The sequence below is a fragment of the Erysipelothrix tonsillarum DSM 14972 genome (assembly GCF_000373785.1).
Lineage (GTDB): Bacteria > Bacillota_I > Bacilli_A > Erysipelotrichales > Erysipelotrichaceae > Erysipelothrix > Erysipelothrix tonsillarum.
Map to the genome: position 1 here is coordinate 155,697 of NZ_KB892380.1, position 14,967 is coordinate 170,663.

A 14,967-nucleotide genomic window follows, 5' to 3' on the forward strand; every position below is an offset into this window, starting at 1 on the left:
TAAACCCCCTAGGTTTTCACCCTAAATTTTATCACAAACCGCTCCTATTTTCTATTACGATGTAACATCACTAAAACGATATCCGCACTCGTTTTAATAATAAAGAGCTCCATGACCATCGTTAAAAGCACCATTCCAATTGAAATCACATTGATTAAGATTGGATTGTGAACATTTAAGACCGCTTTCACAGACTGTAACATTTCTTGGAAGTCCATACCGAAGGCAGGACCAAAAAAACGAATCATAATGAAATAAAATAAGGCAATAACCACTCCCATAACAAGATAACTTCGTAAAGGCTTATCATTTCGCTTCATGCTGTAGATATAAGCAAGGCCAACAGCGCCATATCCTGCCATCATTAAAACCGTCGAAAAAAGACCCGACATGATTACCGCCATCAAAACACATGATATATACACGACAAAAGCGTCCGATAAATCACAATAGGATCCATAAACAATAAGTGGCAGCGCAAGAAAAGTCATAAAAAAGCCTGCAGTTATGCGGTCAAAAAATAGGATAATACCTGTTAAAGCAACAGTCATTGCACCATAAGTTAAACTAAGCGTTTTCTTCATAATAACGTCGTCCTCCATAAAGTAAAAACCTCTCGCGAGAGAGGCTTTTGAATATCTTAGTTATCTGATACGTATGGTAATAAAGCCATTTGACGAGCACGTTTAATAGCTGTTGCTAATGGACGTTGGTATTTAGCTTTTGTACCTGTTACACGTCTAGGAATAATTTTACCATTTGCTGAGATAAAGCGTTTTAGTAATTCCACATCTTTGTAATCGATTGTTTTTACGTTATTTTTTGTAAAATAGCAAACTTTACGACGTGGTCCACGGAATTTTCTGAATGACATAACAAATCTCCTTTCGATTAGAATGGAAGATCGTCACTAGTAATATCAAGAACAGGTTCTTCATCCATTGAGAATGATGGTTCCGGATCAGGTTGGTAAGAAGGTGTATAACTTGATCCACCTTGATTACTTGCTTGATTCTGATATTGACCTTGGCTTGCGCCTTGTTCTTGACGTTGTGCACGTGATTCGAGTGATTGAAGTGTATCCACAACAACCTCTTGAACATAAACACGTTTACCGGTAGCGTCTTCGTATGATCTCGATTGAATTCGACCTTCAAGTCCTACTAAAGCACCCTTTAGTAAGTAATTCGCCATAAAATCAGCTGTCTGATTCCATGCTACACAATTAATGAAATCTGTTTCGTCTTGTTGACCAAAGCGGCGATTGCACGCTACAGTAAACGATACGACTGATTTTCCTGTTTGTGTTTTACGAAGTTCTGGATCTCGAGTTAAGCGACCCACTAATATAGTGCGATTAATCATAAATAATCACCCCTTGTGTTTTTGATTAGATTTCGTCTTGACGTACGATCATGTGACGGATTACATCGTTATTGATACGTGTTAAACGGTTAAATTCATTAACTGCTTCATCACCTGATGTAAATTGAGTTACTACATAGTAACCTTTTTTGAAGTCTTCAATTTCGTATGCTAGTTCGCGTAAACCCCATTCATTAACATCATCAATTGTTGCTCCGTTATCTGTTAAGATAGCGTGTAATTTAGCAATAACTGCTGTACGAGCTTCCTCGTCTAATGTAGGTTTCACGATGTACATTACTTCATATTTGCGCATTTGTACACCTCCTTCTGGTCTATGGCTCTCTCGAGCAAGGATATTTTTTTGTATATTTTATCCGTTCTTTATTATAGCAAACTAAAGGGTCTATGTAAACCTATTCCGTCACTACTCAATAAGTTTCACAGACCCAATGTCCTAATCTTTGTTTTTCAAAATAAATCTTCGGTTTCGGAAGTCACCTTCTTCAACCGCTATCTTCACATCCGAAAATGCGGAAACAACTTCTGAATCATCCATATAGATGTCACCTGAGCGATTAGCTTTTGCATAACAACTCAGAATAAATGATGTGTGATATGCCTGAGGTGTTTGTGTTTGAATGAATGAATCTGTATTAATTGTTGATTCAATATATCCATCCACGACACGGCACATTCGACTTGTAGGGGGAAGTCCAAGCACACACGCTTTTTCTTTCTCCATACGCACAAGCAGTTTATCAATCAAGCCTTGGCGCAACCATGGTCGTACACCATCATGAATCAGTACAACATCTTCTGAAACTGCTGTCAGACCGATTAAAATGCTCTCCTGGCGTGTTTTTCCACCTTTAACGTATACAATCTTCCCGCTGCCGTTAGACTTCACAACGCGCGTCATATCGGCTGAGCTGGCTACAATTACTACTTGTTTACACTGTTCATCGTGCATAAAAACAGAAATTGTTTGACCTAAAACACTTTTCGAATCATTAAATGAGGCAAGTGCTTTTGCATAGCTTGCACCTTCTGCTGCTTTTTTTCCAGCGGCAACAATCAATACTGAATAATCCATAAGTCACCTCTTCTTTTGTAGTATTCTAACATATCAAGCGATAGGATTAAAGGAATTATTATTATTTACGAAACGCTGTTTGGATGATAGCAACTAAATCCGTTAAGGGTTTCTCCAAAACTTGATTTTTCCGATAGCAAAGAGTAATTGGTGTATGAACCATCGGTGTTATGTTTTCATAGATGTGAAAACGGTCATCAATCAAAACGCTCGGGAGAAATCCTACGCCCAAATCTTCGGAAACAGCATAAATGATTGCTTCCGAATTAACCGCTTGCCAAACTGGTTGATATTTCAGATCATGCTTTGCCAACAATACATCAAACGCATCACGTATTGAACTACCTGGTTCCCGCAATAAAATCCGATGTTCTAACAAATCCTCTAAGGTATTTATTGAACGTTGTGTTTTAGAGAAGAAGCTTAGTTCATACGAGCCTAAATCAATAGTATGAAACGCATCGTCATGCATGTACCCTTCGATGATCCCAACATCCACTTTATCCGCAACGAGCAGATCGATAATTTCCTGTGCATTCGCAACAGTTACATTTGTCTGATATTTCGGCATCAACGATTCGTAGTCCATCAAGATTTCTGGAAGTAAGGTTTTCGCAACCGTAATGCTCGAACCAATCCGAATACGGTTGGTTTGATTTAACTTAAAAACATCCGCCTCAAATTGATGATAGCTTTTTAAAAAATGAATTACTTGCGTATAAAATTGCGTCCCAAAAGAAGTTGGTTCGATGCCTCCCGATTTACGAATAAAGAGATTACGATTCAAAACACTTTCCAACTCCTGAATCGCTTGCGAAACAGCCGGTTGAGATATATACAATGCCTCAGTGGCCTTCGTAATTGATTGGTGTTCATACACTTCTTTAAATATTTTCAAAAGGCGAATATTCATCACGGACCTCCATAAGTATTTAGTTATAGAATTATTAATTCTATCTATTATAATTATCACGCAAGATTTCATATAATACAAGCGGAGGTTTCTATGAATCAGATATCAAATTTAAAACTTTTTTATACATCATTCTTCTTGTCCGCCGTATCTTTTGGAGGGGGATATATTACCATCCCTATTTTACGCACAAAATACGTCGAGGAACAAAAGCTTTTAACCGAATCCGAATTGCAAGATCTCGCTGCAATCGCACAGTCATCACCAGGTGCTATATCCGTCAACCTCGCCACCGGGGTAGGTTATAAAATTAATGGTTGGCAAGGAGGTCTCGCTTCTTTCGTCGGAACCATCATGCCACCACTTTTTATCATTTCAATTATTACTTATTTTTATGATGTCTTTATGAGCCAACCCATCATCCAAGCAATTTTTAAAGGCATGGAGGTTGGGGTTGCGGTTATTATGGTTTTATTAGTAATCGATATGGTCAAGGAACTTTATCAACGAGATCATCGTTTCGCAATTGGAGCTTATCTTGTTTGTCTTGTTTTAGCCCTTGGTTTTAAACTCCACATTATTGTTGTATTGCTTTTTAATCTCGTGGCTGTCTTCATTTTAAACGTATGGGAGCAAAATCATGATGCAACTCATTAAATTGTTTTTAGAGTTTTTGTATGTTGGGCTATTTAGTTTAGGCGGTGGCTATGCAACCATTCCCCTCATTGAAAATCGTATTATCAACATTCACGGGTGGATAACTACCCAAGATTTTATAAATATGATTACGATTTCGCAAATGACACCCGGTCCCCTTACGGTAAACATATCCACCTTTGTCGGCTTGAATATCGCAGGTATTCCTGGTGCAATCGTCGCAACACTCGGCTGTGTTCTCATTGGTGTCCTCTTAACCCTGGGTGTCTACGCTTCTTACAATCGCGCAAAAAATAAAGATTATTGGAACTTAGTACTCAAATCTTTGCGTATTAGCTCAACAGCTTTAATTACACTCGCAACCGTTACGATTTTTTCAATGTTGATTTTAAAAGAACATCAAGTGAGTTATCGATCTGGAATCGTCTTTGTTGCCTTGCTAGGTTTAAGTCATTATTATAAATTAAAAACAACACACATTCTCATTTTATCTGCAGTTTGTGGATTACTATGGTTAATCTAAAAGAAAAGGTTCCCGAGTTGGGAACCTTTATTTTTTTATCTTTTTTTCATATGTGGGAATAACAATACATCACGAATACTTGCACTGTCGGTTAATAACATAATTAAACGATCAAGTCCAATACCGATACCACCTGTAGGTGGCATTCCGTATTCTAATGCTTCAACATAATCAATATCCATTTCATTTGCTTCTTCATTACCCAACTCACGTTCGCTTAATTGACTTTCAAATCGTTCGCGTTGATCGATTGGATCATTAAGTTCAGAGAATGCGTTCGCATACTCACGAGCATCGATAAACATTTCAAATCGATCCGTAAAACGAGGATCTTCTGGATTTTTCTTAGCTAATGGGGAAACCTCAACAGGGTGTCCATAAACAAAAGTCGGTTGAACAATTTTTTCTTCACAGAATGTTTCGAAAAATTCATTCACAACGTGGCCAAATGATAATTGGTGTTTAGCCATTTCAATATTATGTTTTTTTGCAATCGCTACAGCTTCTTCATCGGATTTAACATTCCAGAAATCAACACCCGTAACATCTTTAATCAAATCAACCATGTGTACACGACGGTAAGGTCCTTTTAATGAAAGTTCGGTGCCTTGATAGACAATTTCAGTAGTTCCAAGAACTTCATGAGCAAGGTATTCAAGTAATCCCTCACTGATATCCATCATGTCATACATGTCAGCGTACGCAACATAAGCTTCAATTGTAGTGAATTCAGGGTTGTGTTTTGGACTCATTCCTTCATTACGGAATAGACGACCAATTTCGTAAACACCTTCCATACCCCCAACGATTAAACGTTTGAGAGGGAGTTCTGTTGCAATACGAAGATAGAATTCCATATCCAATGTATTATGGTGTGTCACAAATGGACGTGCAGCAGCACCGGATAAAATTGGTGTTAAAACCGGTGTTTCAACTTCAACTAAACCACGATCATCGAAAAATTTACGAATTGAACGCATGATAAGAGGACGCAACATCGCGGTACGACGTGAGTCTTCGTTCATAATTAAATCTAAATAGCGACGACGGTAACGTTCTTCTTTATCTTGAAGACCGTGGAATTTATCAGGTAATGGTCGTAATGCTTTCGTAAGGTGCGTTAACTCGCTCGCTTTAACAGATAATTCTCCATGATTTGTACGGAAAATTGTTCCTTCCACACCAAGAATATCTCCTAAATCGAGTTCTTTAAAGTATTCAAACGCTAGGTCACCCACTGTGTCTTTACGCACATATACTTGAATTTGACCATCACGATCTTGAAGATGCATAAAACCAGCTTTTCCCATAACACGCTTCGTCATTACACGTCCTGCAATTTTAGTTGTTGCACCTAATTCCGCAAGTTCTTCTTTGGATTTGCTGTCGTAAGCCCCAATAATGTCTGATGAACGTTCTTCTGGTTTGAAACCACTGGCAAAAGGATTAATCCCTTGTTCACGCAATGCCTCCATTTTCTCACGACGAACAATTTCTTGCTCTGTTAATTCATGTCCCATATTATCACTCTTTCTTATGTAAATAATCTGATACTATCTTATCAAATTCTGTTAATGAATTCATCTAATTTATCGAAACAGCCGTCAAAATCACCGATAACAGCAATTTATTAAAATTAATAAATGCATTTCCAAACTAGAATTATAAAGAAATCATATCGTTTCGTCACGTATCATAACATAATTTGATCTTTCTGTGTATTGAAACCTCAATTTTACCGGGCATTAAACGGTCTTAATTTTTTTGTCGTTCGGAAATTATTTCTCTTAAAGCAGCCTCATCAAAAGTATATTTTGAATGGCAATAATGACATTCCAAAACAGCTCCCTGATCCTCAGCAATAAGTTCTTTCAGTTCATCCGTACTTAGAGTACGTAAAACATCGGTCATTTGTTCTTTATTACAACCACAGTAATATTGAGTATCCGTAGTTTCAAGAATCAACACATCATTAAACAAATTCGCACATACTTCAACTGCTTCTTGATCAATCATAAGATTTGAAACCGGCGGCAATTGTGCGAGTGTTTTTTCGATTTCACTTATATCTTCTTCCGTTGCAGAAGGCAGTACTTGTATCAAAATTGCCCCGGCTGATTTGATCGATAAATCCTCGTTTACAAGTACCCCCACAGAAACAGCCGAAGGAATCTGTTCACTTTGTGCGTAGTAATATGCAAAATCGTCCCCAATTTCGCCTGATTGAAGTTCTACTTGCGAGCTGAAGGCCATACCATCCAGAACATCATGAGTAACACGAAGCGTCCCATGACCAATAGAACCACCTACATCCAATTTACCAATACTGTTAACTTTATGAACATACGGATTGGAGACAAGACCACGAACAAACCCTTTATTATCTGCATTCACAAGAATTTGTCCAAGTTCACCATCACCACGAATTTCAATCACAAGTTTTTCGTCATCATTTTTTAAGGTAGTTCCCATTATAGCCCCAATACTCAAGGTACGTCCCAATGCCGCGGAAGCAGCAGGATAAGTACCATGGAGTTCATGTGCTCTTTGTACAAGATTTGTTGTTTTCGCAACAAAAATTCGAACATTTCCATTGAGCGCCATCGCGCGTACTATTTTATCACTCATAACTATCTCCTCTTTTTTTCTTAAAAAAGCCCCAACGAATTGGGGCTCCCTCTAAGCTTAAATTTCTTTTTCAATTGATGTGTTAGATTCTTGAACTGTTTCGCTTACTACTTCAGCTGCAATTACACCATTATCATTGGCTTCACGGCCTTCAACAATGTTTTGAATTTGCTCTGCTGTAATCGTTTCATATTCAAGAAGCGCTTCAACAATGCGATCAAGAAGGTCACGATTTTCTTCAATAAGTTTACGTGCATCTTCTTTACATTGGTCAATAATATGACGTACTTCTTTATCAATTTCAAATGCAATTTGTCCGGAATAGTTTTGAGGTTGAGAAATATCTCTTCCTAAGAACACATTCCCATCATTACTATCGTATTGAATTGGACCTAAATCACTCATACCATATTGAGTAACCATTGCACGTGCAATTTTGGTAGCGGATTGGATATCTGAGTATGCACCAGTTGAAATTTCATCAAAGACAATTTCTTCCGCAACACGACCACCAAGGTACCCTGTGATTTTACCCATTAAATCAGAACGACTTTGAGTAAATGTTTCTTCACGTGGCGTCATCAAGTTATATCCACCTGCTTGTCCACGTGGAATAATTGTAACTTTTTGTACTTTATCTGCACTCTTTAATTTAATACCAACAATTGCATGTCCAGTTTCATGAACTGCAACCATATAGCGTTCTTTTTCACTGTATTTTTTAGATTTTTTAGCAGGTCCCATAATTACACGGTCAATTGCTTCATCAATAATATCAGTGCTAATTTCTGTTTTATTTTCACGAACTGTAAGAATTGCAGCTTCGTTTAATACGTTTTCCAAATCAGCCCCTGAGAATCCAGGTGTGCGTCGTGCAATATGTTTGAGCACAACGTCATCAGCAATTTTTTTATTGCGAGCATGAACTTGTAAGATTTCTGTACGGCCTTTTACATCAGGTAATCCAACCGTAATCGTACGGTCGAAACGTCCTGGTCGTAACAAGGCAGGGTCCAATACGTCATCACGGTTTGTTGCCGCTAAGACGAGAACACCTGAATTTTCTTCAATTCCATCCATTTCAACAAGTAATTGGTTAAGTGTTTGTTCACGTTCATCGTGTCCACCACCCATACCTGCACCACGTTGGCGACCAACTGCATCAATCTCATCAATGAAAATGATACATGGTGCTGTTGCTTTGGCTTTCTTAAACATATCACGAACACGGCTCGCTCCAACTCCGACAAACATTTCTACGAAATCAGAACCAGAAATAGCGTAAAATGGAACATCCGCTTCTCCGGCTGCTGCTTTAGCAAGCAATGTTTTCCCAGTACCTGGAGGACCTACAAGAAGCATTCCTTTTGGAATACGAGCACCCATTGCTTCAAAGCGTTTTGGATGTCTTAAGTATTCAATCAATTCTTGCATTTCTTCTTTTTCTTCTTCAGCACCTGCTACGTCTTTAAAGCGTACTTTAATATCGCCTTGGACTTTTGCACGTGATTTACTGAATTCAAATGCTTTATTATTACCGCCATTTCCCATTTTTGAGAATAGGAAGAACATAAAACCACCTAATAAGATGTAAGGAATGATTACAAGCAAGAAATCCACAAAGAAATTACTTTCATTAGGATCCGCTGTAAGCATTGCTGCATCTTTTTCAGCAAGTAACTTTGTAACAGCATTTAATTGTTCAGGTGTATTTGGTAAACGTGTTGAGAATCCAATTTTACGGTCATTTTCAACATAAACACCTGTAATATCAATGACATTATTATTTGGTTTAATAACGGTGTTTTCAACTTTTTTTGTTTCCACAACGTTATAGAATTCTTTAACAGGTAATACCTTCTGTGTTTGATGTGCAGCTAACTGCATGATTACTAACGCCATCATCACAGTCATTACCATCAAAATAATATTATTTTTTTTATTGTTTTTCAACGGGATTCACTCCTTACTTATAGATTGTATCTTTTAAGATTCCAATGTATGGCAATTGTCTATATTTTTCATAATAGTCCATACCGAAACCGATAACAAATAGGTTTTCGATTTCAAAACCAATAAAGTCAGCATAAACATCTACTTCACGACGTGATGGTTTATCCAACAAAGTGATAACCTTTACATCGCGTGCCCCTTTATTCTGTAACAGTTTAATAACTGCCTTTAATGTATTTCCTGTATCCACAATATCCTCTACAAGTAAGATATTCGTGCCTTTAATTGAACGATCCAAATCCTTTAAAATTCGAATATCGCGTGATGATTCTGTACCTTCATAACTTGAAACGTCCATGAAGTCAAATTCGATATCAAGGTCAATGTACTTAATGAGGCGCGCAAGGAATGGTACGGATCCTTTTAAAAGCGCTACAAGTACGAGTGGACCTTCAACATTTTTATAATGTTCTGTGATTACTTGTCCAAGTTCTTCACATCTTTTTTCTATTTCTTCTTCACTTATCAAAATACTCTCTACATCTTGGTGCATACTATAAATAATCCTCCTGCGATAACTATAATTCTAACATAAAAAGATTGGGATTGTTAGAGTAATGATGTTCATCACAACCCATTCCCACAACAAACACAATTTGTTGCGATGAATTCACAATAACCGGCCATAATTCACGGTCATGACGAGGTATTTTGCGATCTATAAAGAATCGATTCAAGGGTTTTGTTCCAAATCTCATTTGAATTGCGTCACCCTCACGAGCATTTCGAATTGTGATTGGAAAATCGTTATCTTTTAGCGTTACACCTTCAATGGTTTTACCCGAGTTACTGAGAATAAAATGATCGGTTTTTTCATATATAATTTCATCATATCGATATTCAAACGCATCATTTTCCATAACCGTAAGTTCACCATAACTTGAACTCAGTCGTTTATTACCAAATTGTAGAAACGCCTTTTCTTGTAAAATAAGCTTATCCAACTCTTTGAGATAACTACCGCTCATGTCATACGTCATGATACCATTTTGTGCTAACCATGATCGAAGGACGAGAGGTCTTAAACCATCTTGAATGAGTGCATACATATCAAGAGCCACGTTTGAACTCAGTTGCTCTGAGATACTCTTCACTATTCTACTCCTTTTTGCTCCGCTTTGCTTTGCCTCATCCATTTCTTTTACCAAACTTTCATATGAATTTGTATCCATATTACGAATATCGTTACGAATTCGATTTCGTGTGTAGTCCAAGGTTAAATTTGACTCATCAATTCCATATTGAATTTCCTTTGCGTCACAGTATTCTACAAGCTCCTTTTTTGTCTCATGCAGCAGCGGTCTCCACACTGTGACACCCATGATTTCCACATAACTCGCAAGACCCACATGTTCACTTAACATCTTGCGTTGTTTCTGAAAGACATACGTTTCAAGATCATCATCAAAATGGTGGGCAATCGCTACCCCTTCCGCCTGATACTTTGAAACGAGATTTTTAAAAAATGCATACCTGAATTCGCGCGCCTGATGTTGAAAGTTATGATTTACCCCATTATCTTGGTAATTAATACATTCAAAAGGGATACCATAAGTCGTACAGAAAGTCTTGACAATATCCTCATCCCGTTTACTTGTGGCGCGTTTTCCATAGTTTACGTGTGCAGCGAGGCACTGCACGCCATTACTGTGTAATTTATCCAAGAGTGCCATCGAATCAGGACCCCCTGAAACGCCTACAATCCAGCATTTATTTTCCATCTGTTATCTCCTAATCATTTATTCCAAAGGTTTCTTCTATAATCAACTTCCGAATTTCTGCAAACATCGAACTACCCGGTTCAATATGACCATTAATTGAGATCACACGTGCAGAATTAACATATTTACAATCATTAAGAAAAAGTACCGATGCTTTATTCAAGCCATTAATCTTCCCAATATAGTAAAGATGTTTTTTCCCTTTAACACTTACATTCCGAGCTTGTTGAACGAGTTCATAGTTAGAAGTCATTGGAACTACGAAAACCTTGTGATTGAATATTCCCATAACCAACCCAAAATGTTGATACCCGGCTTCATTGATAAACGCTTGGCCAAATTCCATATAGCAAATATCCCCAACACGTACATTTATATTTAGCGATTCACACGACCAAAATTTTTGCCGGTACATGCGGTTCAACCCACTAATGCATTCTTTCCGCATATAATACGATGGTAACAAACGAATATATTCCTGGTACGTCTCTAAATAATCTTTAACCGTTCGTTCTGCCGAATGAATTTCGCAATTTCGTAGCCATCCAGGCTCAAGTTTCATCATAACAACCCCTCCTCAACTAGATAATCGATTAAGAGTTACTATCCTAAATAAAAAGAGCCAATGGCTCTTTTTAAATACTTGAGTTGTTATTATCGAACTAAATCTAAATTTTCTAACATGATTCCAGTACCTTCAGCAACACATGTTAATGCGTTTTCTGCAACATACACAGGAATACTTAGTTCATGTGAGATTAATTCATCAAGACCGTGTAATAACGCTCCTCCACCTGTTAGCACAATACCGCGTCCTACAATATCAGCTGATAATTCTGGAGGTGTTTGTTCAAGAACCGTACGGCAAGCACGCACAATGTCCTGTAGACTTTCGTGCATAGCATTTGCTGTTTCTTCTGCTTTTAAAGTAATTGTATTTGGAAGACCTGTTACTAAGTCACGACCACTTACTGCAATCGTTGTTTGTTCCATTTCTTTTACACTATCGATACGTGCAGTACCAATATGCGTTTTAATTTCTTCAGCAGTACGATCTCCGATTAGAAGTTTATAAGTATCTTTAACATATTTAATGATATCGTGATCTAAACGGTCTCCAGCTACTTTAAGTGATGTACTTGTAACGATTTCACCAAGTGATAAAATCGCAACATCCGTTGTACCACCACCTATGTCCAATACCATTGAACCTGCTGGTTTTGAAATATCAAGATTTGCACCTACTGCAGCAACTTTAGGTTCTTCTTCGATATATACACGTTTAGCACCGGCACGATACGCTGCATCACTGATTGCTTTTCGTTCAACAGATGTAATGTTTGATGGACAGCAAATTAAAATCGTTGGGCGTGAAAACATCCCTTTTAAATTTAATTTTCTGACAAAATATTGAAGCATCATTTCTGTTACTTCAAAATCTGCAATAACCCCATCTTTTAATGGACGAATGGCTAACACACGTCCTGGAGTACGTCCTAACATATCTTTTGCTGATTGTCCTACAGCGAGGCATTTTTTTGTTTCAGCATCAATGGATACTACTGAAGGTTCGTCTAAAACGACGCCTTCGCCTTTTACATAAATTAAAATATTTGCGGTACCTAAGTCAATTCCGACTGCTTTTGAAAACATTCTTTGTCCTCCAATTCTCTCGTCTTTTCTACATGAAATAAGCGAATGATAATCCCATTAAAAACTGCGCTACAACATAACCTAATCCAAGAGATAAGAATATGTAGAGTAATTGAATACGCGTTTCACTACCTTTTCGCATCACTTTATGAAAATCGATCCCACTTAACGCATATGCGCTTGCAAGAAAACATACGAAATATAAAACAATTCTTTGGATATCATGCATAATTATTCACCTATATTACTATATCAAATAACACACTGAAATTCCATTGATAATATCAAATAACAAAATTTGCGTTAATCTATTTTTTTAGCACTTTCCAATAGGATCGGCGCTGCAAGATTCATACCGATTGCGCCAATCGGTGTTGTTAATAGTATTGCTAAGACCGAAAGTGCGAGAATGACTTCACCATGGGGCACCCCCAAAGCTAGTGGCACCCCTCCCATAGCAGCTTGTACTGTAGCTTTAGGGATATAGGAAATTACAACAAATATTCGTTCTTTTAAGTTCAAATTTGTACCTACTAGCGACAACATCACTCCCAACGACCGCATAAAAAGCGCAACTACAATCACAACGAGACCAATTGCTCCCGATGAGCTTATCGCATTTAAATTCACTTGGGCTCCAACCAAAACAAAAAGAAAAATTTCAGCAACAATCCAAATTTTATCCATAGCCTCGGATAAATATCGTCCTAAATCAGGTTTTTGTTCTTGAATGATGGCGGCACTCGTCATCACGCCTAAAAGGGATGCAATTGGAATCTTGGATTCTAATTGGTACAGGCATATGGATAACGCAACTAACACAAACACAGACTCTGGTTGTTTCTTAGCAACCTTGCTGAACGTTAACCCTATGATCCCCCCAAGGAACACCCCTAAAATAAGCATTATCGGTAATTTCATGAGCATAATCCCCCATGATGAATAGCCTTGAGTATGTATTCCTAAAAAAATCGAAAAGAATGTGATTGCAACTGTGTCATCAAGTGATGCCGCAGCTAAAATCATTGTAGGTATGTTTTTATTCGTTCCCAATTCTTCCTTTTCAAGATGAATCATCATCGGAACAACAACCGCTGGCGAAACTGCTGCAAGAATAAATCCAAGCATCCCTGCTTGCGCTATATTAAATTCAAAAAAATAAATGCTTAAAACCATAGCGGTAATCCCTTCAACCATCCCTGGAATAAAACTCAACAAAATCGATGGACGACCAACCTGGACTAATTTTTCTCGTTTTAAACCAAAACCTGCTCGAAGCAGAATTACAATCAGGGCCATTGAACGTAAATCTGGTCCAAGTTCTAAGAATGTTGGGGCCAACCTATTAAACCCAAACGGTCCCAAAACAATTCCTAAGATGATAAGAAAAAGCAAGCTAGGAACGTTCAAACATCTCCCAATTTTTTTTAAAACAAGACCCAATAGAATGATAATTGCGATTGTATATGCCATATTTCCTCCAAAAAAAACTCCTGCAAAAAGACCCTTCGGTCTCTTGCAGGAGTCATCAGCTGTCGCGGTTAGGGGCGAACTCCATCGCCTATTTGTATAATTATATCACACTTATTCGCTGCATTTTATTTTTTCAATAAACGCTTTTAATTTTTCGAACCCAACGCCTTCATAATCACCATAGTCGCTATAACGATACGAGACACCATCACTATGTGTTGTTGGATCATGATGCCATACCTTAAAGGAACTATGTAGCTGGCAAATCCCCGTCTCGCCGATTATTTTTAATGCATTATCTTGGTTAACCCCCGCCCCGACACATAATTCAATATCCTCACCATAATGCTCTTGTAAATGTTTAAGGAGCTTGATGCCGTTTTCTGCACTCGCTTCTAAACCACTTGTTAAAACACGATCAACACCACAATCCACTAAATCATCCATCGCCTGGACGGGATCTTTAACCCGATCAAAGGCACGATGAAAAATCGCTTCAATACCCTTATCTTTACACAGATTAACAAAAAAACGTGTCAATTCTTTATCCACAGTACTATCTTCATTCAAGAAGCCAAAAACGAGACCATCTGTGCCATGTTCAATGAGTAGGCGCGCATCGCAAATCATCGTTTCGACTTCGAGTTCACTATAACAAAAACCGCCACCACGAGGACGAACCATCGTGATAATGGGAATTGTGGTCCGTTTTTTGGCCTCAATAAGCATCCCAACACTTGGCGTTAATCCACCTAAAAACAAACCGCTATTCAGTTCGATTCGCGAAGCCCCACAAGCCTCTGCAACAACACAGTCTTCGACGCTTCCAGCACACACTTCAACAATCATTGTGACAACTCCTTTTCATTAGTTTAATTATAGCTTGGGTTGCAAGCAAAAACAAAAAAAGTCGCAGTGAAACTGC

The 14,967-nt window shown here is 37.9% G+C and carries 18 protein-coding genes and 1 riboswitch; of the genes, 2 read left to right on the forward strand and 16 right to left on the reverse strand.

Going from position 1 to position 14,967, the window contains the following annotated elements; all coding sequences use genetic code 11:
- Positions 1-44: 44 nt before the first annotated feature.
- The 6 genes from B096_RS0108390 to B096_RS0108415 form a co-directional block, all read right to left on the reverse strand.
- On the reverse strand, positions 45-584 hold the full coding sequence (locus B096_RS0108390; RefSeq protein WP_018580285.1) for a YybS family protein: 540 nt from the start codon (positions 582-584) through the stop codon (positions 45-47).
- 56 nt (positions 585-640) lie between these two features.
- Positions 641-874 (reverse strand): 30S ribosomal protein S18, encoded by a 234-nt coding sequence (gene rpsR / locus B096_RS0108395; protein WP_003774357.1) that lies wholly within the window; start codon positions 872-874, stop codon positions 641-643.
- Positions 875-891: 17 nt separating this feature from the next.
- A complete protein-coding gene (ssb, locus tag B096_RS0108400) occupies positions 892-1,365 on the reverse strand; it encodes a single-stranded DNA-binding protein (protein WP_018580286.1) in 474 nt (157 codons plus the stop codon).
- A 25-nt stretch (positions 1,366-1,390) separates the two neighbouring features.
- A complete protein-coding gene (gene rpsF / locus B096_RS0108405; RefSeq protein WP_018580287.1) occupies positions 1,391-1,681 on the reverse strand; it encodes a 30S ribosomal protein S6 in 291 nt (96 codons plus the stop codon).
- Between the two features lie 141 nt (positions 1,682-1,822).
- Positions 1,823-2,461, reverse strand: coding sequence for an IspD/TarI family cytidylyltransferase (locus tag B096_RS0108410; RefSeq protein ID WP_018580288.1), 639 nt, complete (start codon positions 2,459-2,461; stop codon positions 1,823-1,825).
- Between the two features lie 61 nt (positions 2,462-2,522).
- Positions 2,523-3,374 (reverse strand): LysR family transcriptional regulator, encoded by an 852-nt coding sequence (locus tag B096_RS0108415; RefSeq protein WP_018580289.1) that lies wholly within the window; start codon positions 3,372-3,374, stop codon positions 2,523-2,525.
- A 93-nt stretch (positions 3,375-3,467) separates the two neighbouring features.
- Here B096_RS0108415 and B096_RS0108420 point away from each other — a divergent pair, with 93 nt between their 5' ends.
- Positions 3,468-4,031 (forward strand): chromate transporter, encoded by a 564-nt coding sequence (locus B096_RS0108420; RefSeq protein WP_018580290.1) that lies wholly within the window; start codon positions 3,468-3,470, stop codon positions 4,029-4,031.
- Positions 4,015-4,554, forward strand: coding sequence for a chromate transporter (locus B096_RS0108425; RefSeq protein ID WP_018580291.1), 540 nt, complete (start codon positions 4,015-4,017; stop codon positions 4,552-4,554). Before B096_RS0108420 ends, B096_RS0108425 begins: the two co-directional genes overlap by 17 nt.
- Before the next feature lie 35 nt (positions 4,555-4,589).
- Here B096_RS0108425 and lysS read toward each other — a convergent pair whose 3' ends face one another.
- From lysS to B096_RS0108475, 10 genes are all read right to left on the reverse strand, one after another.
- The gene (lysS, locus tag B096_RS0108430) at positions 4,590-6,074 is read right to left on the reverse strand and encodes a lysine--tRNA ligase (RefSeq protein WP_018580292.1); all 1,485 of its coding nucleotides are present in this window, start codon (positions 6,072-6,074) and stop codon (positions 4,590-4,592) included.
- A gap of 235 nt (positions 6,075-6,309) precedes the next feature.
- The gene (gene hslO, locus B096_RS0108435) at positions 6,310-7,182 is read right to left on the reverse strand and encodes an Hsp33 family molecular chaperone HslO (RefSeq protein ID WP_018580293.1); all 873 of its coding nucleotides are present in this window, start codon (positions 7,180-7,182) and stop codon (positions 6,310-6,312) included.
- Between the two features lie 57 nt (positions 7,183-7,239).
- Entirely contained in the window at positions 7,240-9,135 is a 1,896-nt protein-coding gene (gene ftsH, locus B096_RS0108440; RefSeq protein WP_018580294.1) for an ATP-dependent zinc metalloprotease FtsH, read from the reverse strand.
- 13 nt (positions 9,136-9,148) lie between these two features.
- Entirely contained in the window at positions 9,149-9,688 is a 540-nt protein-coding gene (gene hpt, locus B096_RS0108445) for a hypoxanthine phosphoribosyltransferase (RefSeq protein ID WP_018580295.1), read from the reverse strand.
- Positions 9,689-9,713: 25 nt separating this feature from the next.
- A complete protein-coding gene (tilS, locus tag B096_RS0108450; RefSeq protein WP_018580296.1) occupies positions 9,714-10,916 on the reverse strand; it encodes a tRNA lysidine(34) synthetase TilS in 1,203 nt (400 codons plus the stop codon).
- A 10-nt stretch (positions 10,917-10,926) separates the two neighbouring features.
- Positions 10,927-11,481: a hypothetical protein gene (locus B096_RS0108455; protein WP_018580297.1), complete on the reverse strand. Its 555-nt coding sequence runs from the start codon at positions 11,479-11,481 to the stop codon at positions 10,927-10,929.
- Positions 11,482-11,570: 89 nt separating this feature from the next.
- A complete protein-coding gene (gene mreB / locus B096_RS0108460) occupies positions 11,571-12,569 on the reverse strand; it encodes a rod shape-determining protein (protein ID WP_018580298.1) in 999 nt (332 codons plus the stop codon).
- Positions 12,570-12,597: 28 nt separating this feature from the next.
- Positions 12,598-12,798 (reverse strand): DUF1146 domain-containing protein, encoded by a 201-nt coding sequence (locus tag B096_RS0108465; RefSeq protein ID WP_018580299.1) that lies wholly within the window; start codon positions 12,796-12,798, stop codon positions 12,598-12,600.
- Between the two features lie 74 nt (positions 12,799-12,872).
- Entirely contained in the window at positions 12,873-14,042 is a 1,170-nt protein-coding gene (locus B096_RS0108470) for a cation:proton antiporter (RefSeq protein WP_018580300.1), read from the reverse strand.
- A 39-nt stretch (positions 14,043-14,081) separates the two neighbouring features.
- Positions 14,082-14,140, reverse strand: a riboswitch (Fluoride riboswitch).
- 13 nt (positions 14,141-14,153) lie between these two features.
- A complete protein-coding gene (locus tag B096_RS0108475; RefSeq protein ID WP_018580301.1) occupies positions 14,154-14,891 on the reverse strand; it encodes a copper homeostasis protein CutC in 738 nt (245 codons plus the stop codon).
- Positions 14,892-14,967: the final 76 nt, after the last annotated feature.

Coding starts and splice junctions, on each gene's coding strand:
- B096_RS0108420 (WP_018580290.1), top strand. CDS start 3,468: ATGAATCAGATATCAAATTTAAAACTTTTTTATACATCATTCTTCTTG.
- B096_RS0108390 (WP_018580285.1), bottom strand. CDS start 584: ATGAAGAAAACGCTTAGTTTAACTTATGGTGCAATGACTGTTGCTTTA.
- rpsF (WP_018580287.1), bottom strand. CDS start 1,681: ATGCGCAAATATGAAGTAATGTACATCGTGAAACCTACATTAGACGAG.
- B096_RS0108465 (WP_018580299.1), bottom strand. CDS start 12,798: ATGCATGATATCCAAAGAATTGTTTTATATTTCGTATGTTTTCTTGCA.
- rpsR (WP_003774357.1), bottom strand. CDS start 874: ATGTCATTCAGAAAATTCCGTGGACCACGTCGTAAAGTTTGCTATTTT.
- B096_RS0108410 (WP_018580288.1), bottom strand. CDS start 2,461: ATGGATTATTCAGTATTGATTGTTGCCGCTGGAAAAAAAGCAGCAGAA.
- ssb (WP_018580286.1), bottom strand. CDS start 1,365: ATGATTAATCGCACTATATTAGTGGGTCGCTTAACTCGAGATCCAGAA.
- hslO (WP_018580293.1), bottom strand. CDS start 7,182: ATGAGTGATAAAATAGTACGCGCGATGGCGCTCAATGGAAATGTTCGA.
- B096_RS0108415 (WP_018580289.1), bottom strand. CDS start 3,374: ATGAATATTCGCCTTTTGAAAATATTTAAAGAAGTGTATGAACACCAA.
- B096_RS0108470 (WP_018580300.1), bottom strand. CDS start 14,042: ATGGCATATACAATCGCAATTATCATTCTATTGGGTCTTGTTTTAAAA.
- mreB (WP_018580298.1), bottom strand. CDS start 12,569: ATGTTTTCAAAAGCAGTCGGAATTGACTTAGGTACCGCAAATATTTTA.
- lysS (WP_018580292.1), bottom strand. CDS start 6,074: ATGGGACATGAATTAACAGAGCAAGAAATTGTTCGTCGTGAGAAAATG.
- tilS (WP_018580296.1), bottom strand. CDS start 10,916: ATGGAAAATAAATGCTGGATTGTAGGCGTTTCAGGGGGTCCTGATTCG.
- hpt (WP_018580295.1), bottom strand. CDS start 9,688: ATGCACCAAGATGTAGAGAGTATTTTGATAAGTGAAGAAGAAATAGAA.
- B096_RS0108475 (WP_018580301.1), bottom strand. CDS start 14,891: ATGATTGTTGAAGTGTGTGCTGGAAGCGTCGAAGACTGTGTTGTTGCA.
- B096_RS0108455 (WP_018580297.1), bottom strand. CDS start 11,481: ATGATGAAACTTGAGCCTGGATGGCTACGAAATTGCGAAATTCATTCG.
- B096_RS0108425 (WP_018580291.1), top strand. CDS start 4,015: ATGATGCAACTCATTAAATTGTTTTTAGAGTTTTTGTATGTTGGGCTA.